The organism is Leucobacter sp. UT-8R-CII-1-4, from assembly GCF_030010235.1.
Taxonomy (GTDB): Bacteria; Actinomycetota; Actinomycetes; order Actinomycetales; family Microbacteriaceae; genus Leucobacter.
On the sequence record NZ_JASCRS010000003.1, the window covers coordinates 144,249 to 154,459 of the forward strand.

Sequence of the window (10,211 nt, forward strand, 5' to 3'; positions counted from 1 at the left end):
TGCCGCCACGAACGAAGCCCTCTAGCGTGAATGTCGGAGGTCTGGTGTCTACTGGGTGAACGTCAGGCGTATCTGCCCACTCGGCCACACCTCCCACGAAAGGAGAACGGATTGTCGATCTCGCATCTCGGCATCCCCGAGGCACCCCCGGAGTACGGCGACGACTCTCGTGGCTTTGAGCGCGTGCCACCGCACGACCTGCTCGCTGAACAGAGCGTGCTCGGCGGCATGTTGCTTTCGAAAGACGCCGTCGCCGATGTGACCGGCCAGTTGCGGCCGGGAGACTTCTACGTACCAAAGCACGAAGTCATCTATGAGGCCGTGCTCACGCTCTACTCGCAGGGCGATCCAACTGACGTAATTACGGTGACCGACCAGCTGACCAAGTCCGGTGACCTTCAACGTGCCGGCGGCGTTGAGTACCTGCACACACTCACGAGCATTGTGCCGACAGCGGCAAACGCTAGTTTCTACGCAGAGATCGTCGCAGAGAAGGCGCTGCTGCGTCGCCTGGTCGAAGCCGGCACCAGAATTACCGCAATGGGCTACGCGGGTGAGGGCGAGGCTGTCGACCTTGTGAACACGGCACAGGCCGAGATCTACACGGTCACCGGTGCCGACCAAGCCGAAGATTATGTCACGCTCTCACTTGCCGTTGACGCCGCTTTCGAAGAGATCTCAAAGGCCCGCGACACCCCTGAAGGCATGTTGGGTGTGCCAACCGGCTTTAGTGAGCTGGATGCACTGACAAACGGCTTTGCGGGCGGTCAGATGATTATCATCGCGGCTCGCCCGGCAATGGGTAAGTCAACGCTCGCTCTCGACGTTGCGCGAAACGCTTCTGTGCACGCCGACGCACCGACCGTATTCTTCTCCCTTGAGATGGGCCGTGCTGAGATTGCAATGCGATTGCTCTCGGCTGAGGCGTCTGTACCGCTACAAACGCTCCGCAAGGGAACGCTCGACAATCGAGATTTTCAGAAGCTCGCAGCCACGCAGGCTCGCATTGCAGAAAAGCCGCTCTTCATCGACGACAGCCCAAACCTGACCCTCGTCGAGATTCGGGCAAAGTGTCGGCGTCTGAAGCAGCAACACGGTCTCAAGATGGTTGTTATTGACTATCTGCAGTTGCTCTCTTCTGGCAAAAAATCAGAGAGCCGTCAGCAAGAGGTCTCGGAGTTTTCACGTTCGCTCAAGCTGCTTTCAAAAGAGCTTGAGGTTCCGGTTGTTGCACTGTCACAGCTGAACCGTGCTTCTGAACAGCGTGCTGACAAGATGCCAGCGATTAGCGACCTCCGTGAATCGGGTTCGCTTGAGCAGGACGCCGACATGGTCATTCTGCTGCACCGTGAGGCAGCGGGAGACCGAGATAGCCCACGCGCCGGTGAAGCAGACTTTATTCTCGCGAAGCAACGTAACGGACCCACCGGCATCGTGACGGTGGCGTTCCAGGGTCACTACTCCCGTTTCGCCGATATGCCATCAGGCCTATAGCTCAGAGTCAGAACCAGCTCAAAGCCTTACCGGCGGAGACGTGTTGCTCACTCGGCGAGGTGCTGAGCTCCCTTGTAGATAAGGGGGAGTAGACTGTGTTTGATATGAACAGGGATACGGAGGCGGGGATGAAGCGAGAACTTGCGGCTGAGGCATCTCACGAGGCTCGCGCACTTCGCACCGCGCACTTGATTCGTGCGGCGGTACTGGTTGTTATCGGTGTGGCTATTGCCTTCACCGCTCCTCTGCACAGCCAGTTCGAGTTCAACATTTGGGTGCTCGGGGTTGGCTTTGTGCTGATCGGCGCGGCAACCCTGCTGGAATACTCGGCAGCTCGCGGAACCAACGAAAGCTGGTGGATCGCGGCCCGCGCCGTAGTTGCTTTCGCTGCGGCTGGCTCGCTGATCGCCGTCACCGACACCACCACCCTTGCGTTGATCGTTGCCATTTGGGCTCTGCTCACCGCTCTGATCACCACGATGCGTCTTGTGCGCAAGACGCAGCCGCCCCGCGTTGCGCTGCCGTCACTGCTACTGAGCGTGGCGCTTGCGGCTGCCACGCTCATGACGAGCTCGGATCCGATCGCAGTGATCGGCTTCTTCGGCGCGTACGCAATTGTTCGAGGTGTCTTCCTCGCGATTGCCGCCCTTGATACCCGTGAGGCAAGCGCCCCGGTATCGGTTGTGACCCAAGAGACTAACTAAAAGAGCAACTGGAACTGAAGATGACTGACCAAAACCAGCCTGATCCGAACCCACTCGAGCCAACCCGTCGCGATCGTTTGCGTCCGCTTGAGCTCGTTGGTTTCTCTGGAGTACTGGCGGTATTTGCTGGCCTCATTGTGATGCTGGTGTTGCGCACCCCAGAGGGCATTGTGGACTTCGCGAAGGCCGGCATTGTTGCGGTGATTGTCTTCATCGTCGCCCTGGTAACCCTCGCGCTGATCGGTCTCGGCGGAAAGCCAAGCGACGACGACGTTGAGGCGCGCAAGGATCTGCAGCAGCCCGACAAGGGCAACTGGCACTAAGTCCAGATATTCGCAACACCCGGTGCTGTGCCGCCGAGTAAGCGAATGCTGATCACTGACGCTGGGCGCGGGGGAGTCTCGCCCAAGACCTGGCATCTCGGCTAGAAAGCGCGAGCAGCACAAGAATATCGAGTGCGAGCGTGAGCAGAGTGGTGTCGATCGTGATCTTCTCGCCGTTTGCGAAATAGCCGACAGCTGACGTAATGATGCTGAAGGTGACACCAAAAAGCTCCACTAGGCGAGCCCAATTGCTACCCCGGTACACAAGCGTCGCGATCGACATCGAGACAATCGACGCCAAGCCGCCAAAAGCGATTACCACCCAGAGAGCGAAGCTGCTGATCTCGCCGCTGAGGCCCTCTTCTGCGGCGACCGTCGGCCACGCCAAATAAAAGCCCGCCAGCCAAAAGAGGCCGACAAACCCACGCGCAAACACAAAAAAGGCGCCGAGCGAGGTTGAAATTGGGCGCTTCTCTACAGCGACATGAGAGCCCTCAGACCGGGTGAGCAGCAAGTCGACTGGCTCACTCGCCCTTCGTTTTCTGGTTTCCTGCTCAGGCATCGCGATCCACCGCCGAAGTCTTGAGAGGGCTGAGGTCTATGACCGGTAGATGCCCGTCGGTGCGGATGCTATCGCCGCCGCCGTTTCGGGAATGATAGCCGGTCGAGAATTCGCGGAGCACATGCAACTCTGATTCTGGGTGAGCTTCTTGAACGCTCGCAATGATGTGGTCGCGTTCGATATCAATGTCAGCTTCAATCTTGTGAGTAACCTGCAGCGTGAAGAGAGAGAAGCCGACCGCTCGATCGAAAGTACCGGCGGCGAGCCAATCAACCCGAGTACCGCCCGGCAGTAGCCAATCGTCAGGAGTGCGCCAGAACCGAACATGGTGTCGCTTCGCGGGGTTGCCCTCGACTTCTTGTTGATAAGCAAAATCCTGTTTGCGACCGAAGAGAAACAGCGGGCTCACGGGGGCTTCGTCGTAGCTTTTTCGTGTGACGGTCGAGGCGATGATGCGCCAGGAAGACTTCAGAGTGACATCGTCGGCAAGTGTCCATGAAGCATTGCTCATTGCTTGGTGCAATTGGGTCTCATCGCCGAGGAGGGCAAGGTTGATCGGATCGCCGAGCAATCCATCGCTCGTGCGAGTACGGCCAATAAAGTAGTCGGGCACGTAAATCGTCGTGAGCATGCGGTGAAGTCGGGGGAGCGCCAGATAGGCGAGCATGCCCCAGAACACTATGAAGACTGGAATGCCCCACCAGCCAGTGTGAAAGCTCTCGTTGAGAAGCAACCACGCAAACCAGACGGCCGCGAGGCCAGCGAATACAAAAAAGAACTGATCAAGTGCGGTAAGCACAGAAACTCGACGCCGCGGTTCGTTCGGGGGCGTCGATGTACTGCGCTCTGCACGCTTGGTCATGACTTCATGGTAGCGATTCAAGCGGCAAATGTGGCCCGCAGTGTGCGGACTGGTTTAGATCGTGCCAACGTCCTGAATGTGATCAGACATCAGTCGTACGGCGGCATCGGTATCGCCCCGCGTGATTGCATCAAGAATCTGCCGGTGGCCGTTCATCGAAGCAACGCGGCCCTCAGCCGTGAGATGCGAACTGCGACGAAAATCAAGTACCCACTCGGAAACCACTCGCTCGAGAGAAGCGATCAATTGATTCTGAGCTGCACGGGCAATGGCAGCGTGAAAGGCTTGGTCGAGTTCGAGAGATTCTTCGGTGCTGAGCGATGCCGGGTCGTCGTTGCAGCAGGCCGCCAAACTCACCAGATCGCTGTCAGTGCGGCGCGCGGCGGCAAGCCCGGAAACTTGAGGCTCAAGCACCAGACGAAGATCGATTTCTTCGAGCGTGTCGCGGTCTGACTGTGACATTTCTCGCAGCAGGTGCTCGGAAGCGCTTGACGGTGCGATGACAACAGTGCCGGAACCCTGGCGCTTGCGAATGATGCCACGCAGGGTGAGTTCGTGGATCGCCTCGCGCACAGTTGTGCGCGAAACGACGAGTGATTCGGCAAGGTCGCGCTCGGGCGGAAGGGGCTGACCGGGCAGGATTTTGCCCTCTTGAATAAGACCAAGAATTGTCGAAGCCACATGGCTCGAAGTGGCTACGCCAGCACCGGCGTCAACTTGTACCGGTTCGAACCCTAGCGTCATGCCACAAAGTTACCATATTGGTCGGACCTCTCACTATAGTTATTGGTTGGACCATTTCGGGGAGAGGGATGCGGATGGAAATGGACATCTGGTGGTACATCGCTGTGGCGGGAGCCGGGCTGCTCGCCGGTTTCGTGAACACGGTTGTGGGTTCTGGGTCATTGCTCACCTTTCCCGCGCTATTGCTGGGCGGAATGCCACCGGTGGTCGCGAATGTTTCAAACACCGTGGGGCTTTCGGTCGGAAACGTGATGGGCGTTTGGGGCTATCGAAAGGAGCTGCGCGAAGTGTGGCGGCTTGCTGTGCCGCTCCTGATAGTCACGGTGCTGGCCGCGATTGGCGGCGCGTTTGCCCTGTTGCTGCTGCCGCCAGAGGGCTTTTCTGCGGTAGCGCCTTGGCTCATCGCGGTCGGCACTGTGCTCGTGCTCGTGCAGCCGCTCGTGCAACCAAAAGAGGGTGCAGCGGCGAAGGAGGCTTCGCCTGCACGAACGGGAACTGCGGTCGGACTCACCGCGCTAACGGGTCTATATGGCGGCTACTTTGGCGCGGCGCAAGGGGTTCTGATTGTTGGCATCCTTGGCAGTTTGTTCTCGGAGTCAACCCACACGATCAATGCGCTCAAAAATCTCTTACAAACGGCCGCCGGGTTCTCGGCTGCCGCGGTGTTTTTGCTCGTGGGCACAATCCACTGGCCTGTGGTGATTGTTCTTGCCGTGAGTTCAGTGGTCGGCGCGCTTGTCGGGGTGCGTCTTGGTCGCTTGTTGCCGCCTTGGCTGTTTCGCGCTTTTGTTGCCCTCGTTGGCATCGGCTCATTTGTGGCACTGTTGCGCGGCTGAGTGTTGCGCGACAGAAAATCATCAGTTAACATCGGTCTGACCAATTGGTTGGACCACATCTCAATGGAGTGAGTTTTATGGAGACACCAACGAGCGGAATCCGCTCAGCACGACAGCCCTACCGCACCCTCTTTGGAGTGCCAGCGACCAGACTCGATGAGGCAGTTGCTGCCGACGTTGTGGTGCTGGGCATTCCCTACGACGTTGGAACTCACCCAACCAGAATCGGTTCACGCCTCGGCCCAGAGCATGTACGCAGCAACTCAGCACCAGAACGCCAGTTCCTCTCTGACGCAAGCAGTCGAGACGGCCACCACCTAGTTATTCGTGATGCTGGCGATGTAGACGTACTTTCAGGTGAATACGAGCACGCATACGCAGCAATCGAGGAAGCGGTCGACGCGATCCTCGATACCGGAGCTGTGCCGATTTGTATCGGAGGTGACGGAGCAGTCACGCTGCCGCAAATCCGCAGCCTTGCAAAAAAACACCCCGAACTGGTGACGGTGCACTTTGATGCCCACACCGACTGCTACCCGGTGCCGACGAATGCACCGTTTACCAACGCGACGACCTTCACCCACGCAGCGACAGAAGAGCTGCTCAACGCCGAAGGAAGCTTTCATATTGGAGTGCGCGGTACCTCATCCGTGCCGAACGCCCCGGCCACGGCAGAAGGTCTCGGCTACGGCGTCGTAAGCACCGACGAATGGCTGGCAGATCGAGCCGAGATTCTCGCCCGCATGCGGGCAGCGATTGGAGACCGTCCAGTCTTCCTCTCCTTCGACATGGACATTTTTGATCCATCGGTGGCCCCGGGAGTCTGCACTCCAGAGTGGGGAGGGCTCTCGGCAGCGGAAGGAATTCGTACCATTCGTGACCTCTCTGGGCTGAACATCGTTGGCGCAGACATCACAACTGTCAGCCCAGCCCATGACTTTCAGGGCAACACCGCAAATCTCGCTTCGCGGGTGGCGCTGGAGATTTTCCACCTGCTTGATCAGACGCGCCACCTACGCGGCAACTAACGCCGCACGGCACACCACACAACTAAGGAGACCACGTGTCTATGGAAGCCACGAAACCCGAAACAGACGAGCGCACGGTGCTTAAAAAAGCCCGTGTTGCCTCGTGGGGTGCATTTAGTGGGCAAGCAATCGAATACTACGACTTCGCGCTCTATGCCACTTCGGCGGCGATTGTGTTCAACGTTGTATTTTTCCCGAGCGAAGACCCAGTCGTGGCAAGCATGCTCGCTTTCGCGACTTTCGCCGTCGGCTTTATCGTGCGGCCACTCGGCGGAATCGTCTTTGGTCACCTCGGCGACAAGTACGGTCGCAAGGGATCGCTGATTGCGACGCTCGTGATCATGGGTATTTCAACCACGTTGATTGGCGTCCTGCCAACATACGGACAGGTCGGCATGGCCGCACCGATTTTGCTGGTCCTCTTGCGCGTGATCCAGGGGATTGCGCTCGGCGGCGAGTGGGGCGGAGCCTCACTGGTTGCGGTCGAACACGCACCTGAAAAGAAGCGTGCCCTCTACGGTGCTATTCCGCAACTCGGTTCGCCAGCAGGCACGCTGCTCTCGACAGCGATGATGCTGCTCTTCGGTCTGCTGCCAGACGAACAGTTCTTGACCTGGGGCTGGCGTGTGCCGTTTCTCTTCTCAGCCGTGCTTCTCGTAATCGCGCTCCTAATTCGCAGCAAGGTCGATGAGACCCCCGACTTCGTGAAGAACGCGGAAAAGCCAAAGGCCAAGTTCCCAGTGATCGAAGTTATCCGCACCTCGCCAATGATTGTGCTCTTCGGTATTCTCGCCGTGCTGCTGAGCACCGGTGGCTACTACCTGATCAATACCTTCACGGTCAGCTACGTGGTCGACAATCTTGGGCTTGACCGTTCGGTTGCGCTCACCACGCAGATTGTAAATGCAACAGTACAAGCACTCGTGCTCCTGTTGATCGGATTGCTTGGTACTCGCCGCTCACCACGAATTATCGTCACAGTGAGCGCGCTGATGATGGCTGCCTGGGCATTCCCGCTCTATGGCTTGATGCAGACCGGCGCACCGCTTGCGCTCTATGCGGGTCTTGCCATCGCCACCGTTATCGGTAGTGGAATTTGGGCACTACTGCCAACGCTTCTGGCAAGCCAGTTCCCGGCACACATTCGTTACTCGGGCATCTCGCTCGTGTACCAGGGCGGCTCGTCAATTGGTGGCATGCTGCCGCTGCTGGCAACCATCGTGCTGAACGCAAGCGGTGGCAGCCCCTGGTCGCTCGCCCTCATGCTGGTCGCAGTGTCGCTGCTCACCGCAATTGGCGCGTTCGGACTCAAGCGCACCTGGAAGCAGAGCGGCGCTGCGGTGGCAGGCGCCGAGTAAGCACAAGAGGGGCTGCGCAAACGCACGCGGCTGCTGAAACTCTTCGGGGCACGGTCTAAAACTAGACCGTGCCCCGAAGAGTTTCTAGGACTTACTTCTCGAGGTAGCTGAGTAGCTTCGAGGCGTCACCGATGTAGGTCGCCGGCGTGAGTTCAAGCAGACGCTGCTTGGCTTCGTCGCCGAGTTCAAGGCCAGAAACAAACTCGATGAGATCGGCCTGGCCGATCCGCTTGCCGCGAGTGAGCTCTTTGAGCGCGGCGTATGGGTCGCTAATGCTTGAACGGCCTGCAGTGACCTCGGCGCGAATGACGGTCTGGATCGCCTCGCCCAGCACCTCCCAGTTGCTATCGAGATCGGCGGCGAGCACCTCAGGAGCCGCGTCGATCTGGCCGAGACCGCGCTTGATGTTGTCGAGAGCGAGCACCGAGTGGCCAAAACCGACGCCAATGTTGCGCTGTGCCGAGCTATCGGTAAGGTCACGCTGCCAGCGGCTAGTCACAAGCGTCTGTGCGAGCGATTCGAGGATCGCGTTTGAGAGTTCGAGGTTTGCTTCAGCGTTCTCGAAGCGAATCGGGTTGACCTTGTGTGGCATGGTCGAAGAGCCGGTCGCGCCTGCAACTGGAATCTGACGGAAGTAGCCGATCGAAATGTAGCTCCAGATGTCTGTTGCCAGGTTGTGCAGAATGCGGTTGGCGTGCGCGATACGCGAGTAAAGCTCAGCCTGCCAGTCGTGCGATTCGATCTGGGTGGTCAGTGGGTTCCAGTCGAGCCCAAGGCCCTCAACAAATTCGCGAGAGATCGTCTGCCAATCGGCATTTGGAGCAGCGGCAATGTGCGCGGCGAAGGTGCCGGTGGCTCCCGAGAACTTGCCGAGGTACTCAATCTGGCCGATCTGCGCGAGCTGACGGTTCAGGCGGTACACAAACACGGCGATCTCTTTGCCGAGCGTGGTGGGTGTCGCTGGCTGGCCGTGGGTACGGCTCATCATTGGCAGATCGCGGTACTGCTCGGCTTGGCGAGCGAGCTCGGCGATCACTGCTTCGAGTTTTGGCTGCCAAACCTCGGCAACGGCCTGTTTCACGGTGAGTGCATAGGAGAGATTGTTGATGTCTTCGCTCGTGCACGCCACGTGGGTGAGTTCGGCGATGCGATCGAGGCCCTGGCGCGAAAGCTGTTCACGAACGAGGTACTCAACGGCTTTCACGTCGTGCTGGGTGGTCGCTTCGATCTCAGCGAGGCGGTCAATCTCTGGCTGAGCAAAATCTGCTGCCCATGCGCGCAGAGCATCGATCTCGGTTGCCTCAAGCGGAGTCGAGCCCAAGAGTGAGTGCGAGGTGAGGTACACCAGCCACTCGACCTCGACGTGCACACGAGCCTTATTCAGGCCGGCTTCAGAGAGAAAATCACCGAGGCCTTCGACCGCGCCGCGGTACCTTCCGTCAAGCGGGCTGATGGGCTGCGGGGGAAGCTGCGTCATGTTTGAACACTCCGTGTCGAGGGGCGGTGGATCGGCCAATCTCTATTCTCCCATGCTCTGTGCTGGCGTGTGGCCGCTCGGCTTTTGCGGCGCAGTCGTGAAAAGATCGGAACAGTGATATCTGAGCTGAAGCTGGGTTGATTGGTGATTGAGGGGCTGACAAGGGTGAGTAAGAGAATTCTGCGACGTGTGGCCGCGACGGCCGTGACTGGCCTGCTTCTTGTGCCCATGCTGGCCTCATGCGCCGCACTCGATGTGATCCAAGCAAGCGTTGATGCGCGCAATAGTTCAGAGATCGAATCGCCCGCGCAGATTCAGAACAGTCAGCTTGCCGCTGAAACAGAGCTGTTGCTTGCACAGCTGTGGGAGGGTGAGGGCGATTTGCCGGTTGGTGGCAATGTGAGGCGTGCTTGTCAGGCAGATGAGGGTGGTGAAGCGTACCTGTTTTATGGTTCCTGGTTCTCGCCGGCATCGGCAGCAGTTTCGCCTGATCGCAGTGAAGCAATCATGACCATCACTGAGATGAGCGACTGGCTCGAAGCGCAGGGTTGGGAATACGTGGAAACCTTTGAGTTCACCACTGAGAAGCTCGACGTGAACGCGGTTGGGGTTGGCGCTTCAAAGTCGGCTGCTGGGATCCCGGACATGCAGGTGATCTATTACTTCGAGGGTCAATTGGGGCAGCCAGAGCCGCACATTGTGGTCGACATTGATAGCGATTGCCTAGTTGCTGATCTTTAGGTCGACCGCCGCCTGACCGTTTCGCGACATAGATCGACTGCCAAACGACATCTCTTTCTGATGGACTCAACTAGTCTGATGA

The 10,211-nt window shown here is 58.6% G+C and carries 11 protein-coding genes; 7 read left to right on the top strand and 4 right to left on the bottom strand.

The window, feature by feature from the left end; genetic code table 11:
• Positions 1 to 111: 111 nt before the first annotated feature.
• The 3 genes from dnaB to QBL02_RS08065 all read left to right on the top strand — a co-directional run bounded on the left by dnaB (position 112) and on the right by QBL02_RS08065 (position 2,521).
• A complete protein-coding gene (dnaB, locus tag QBL02_RS08055; protein ID WP_282725896.1) occupies positions 112 to 1,494 on the top strand; it encodes a replicative DNA helicase in 1,383 nt (460 codons plus the stop codon).
• 128 nt (positions 1,495 to 1,622) lie between these two features.
• On the top strand, positions 1,623 to 2,198 hold the full coding sequence (locus tag QBL02_RS08060; RefSeq protein ID WP_282725897.1) for a hypothetical protein: 576 nt from the start codon (positions 1,623 to 1,625) through the stop codon (positions 2,196 to 2,198).
• Between the two features lie 20 nt (positions 2,199 to 2,218).
• A complete protein-coding gene (locus QBL02_RS08065; protein WP_282725898.1) occupies positions 2,219 to 2,521 on the top strand; it encodes a phage holin family protein in 303 nt (100 codons plus the stop codon).
• A gap of 52 nt (positions 2,522 to 2,573) precedes the next feature.
• Here the strand turns inward: QBL02_RS08065 and QBL02_RS08070 are convergent, their stop codons facing one another.
• Genes QBL02_RS08070 through QBL02_RS08080 form a run of 3 tightly spaced genes read right to left on the bottom strand, consistent with a single transcriptional unit; the run spans position 2,574 to position 4,689 of the window.
• On the bottom strand, positions 2,574 to 3,083 hold the full coding sequence (locus tag QBL02_RS08070) for a hypothetical protein (RefSeq protein WP_282725899.1): 510 nt from the start codon (positions 3,081 to 3,083) through the stop codon (positions 2,574 to 2,576).
• Entirely contained in the window at positions 3,076 to 3,945 is an 870-nt protein-coding gene (locus QBL02_RS08075) for an LssY C-terminal domain-containing protein (protein WP_282725900.1), read from the bottom strand. The genes QBL02_RS08070 and QBL02_RS08075 overlap by 8 nt, the downstream gene beginning before the upstream one ends.
• Before the next feature lie 54 nt (positions 3,946 to 3,999).
• Entirely contained in the window at positions 4,000 to 4,689 is a 690-nt protein-coding gene (locus tag QBL02_RS08080) for an FCD domain-containing protein (RefSeq protein WP_282725901.1), read from the bottom strand.
• Between the two features lie 74 nt (positions 4,690 to 4,763).
• On the opposite strand from QBL02_RS08080, the gene QBL02_RS08085 reads away from it, so the two are divergent.
• From QBL02_RS08085 to QBL02_RS08095, 3 genes are all read left to right on the top strand, one after another.
• Positions 4,764 to 5,525 carry a sulfite exporter TauE/SafE family protein gene (locus QBL02_RS08085; RefSeq protein WP_282725902.1) on the top strand — a complete coding sequence of 254 codons (762 nt, stop codon included), beginning with the start codon at positions 4,764 to 4,766 and terminating at the stop codon, positions 5,523 to 5,525.
• 77 nt (positions 5,526 to 5,602) lie between these two features.
• The gene (locus QBL02_RS08090; protein WP_282725903.1) at positions 5,603 to 6,553 is read left to right on the top strand and encodes an arginase family protein; all 951 of its coding nucleotides are present in this window, start codon (positions 5,603 to 5,605) and stop codon (positions 6,551 to 6,553) included.
• Between the two features lie 41 nt (positions 6,554 to 6,594).
• On the top strand, positions 6,595 to 7,911 hold the full coding sequence (locus tag QBL02_RS08095) for an MFS transporter (RefSeq protein WP_282726206.1): 1,317 nt from the start codon (positions 6,595 to 6,597) through the stop codon (positions 7,909 to 7,911).
• 91 nt (positions 7,912 to 8,002) lie between these two features.
• On the opposite strand, the gene purB is transcribed toward QBL02_RS08095, so the two are convergent.
• Entirely contained in the window at positions 8,003 to 9,388 is a 1,386-nt protein-coding gene (gene purB / locus QBL02_RS08100; RefSeq protein WP_282725904.1) for an adenylosuccinate lyase, read from the bottom strand.
• Positions 9,389 to 9,553: 165 nt separating this feature from the next.
• Here purB and QBL02_RS08105 point away from each other — a divergent pair, with 165 nt between their 5' ends.
• Positions 9,554 to 10,129: a hypothetical protein gene (locus QBL02_RS08105; protein WP_282725905.1), complete on the top strand. Its 576-nt coding sequence runs from the start codon at positions 9,554 to 9,556 to the stop codon at positions 10,127 to 10,129.
• Positions 10,130 to 10,211: the final 82 nt, after the last annotated feature.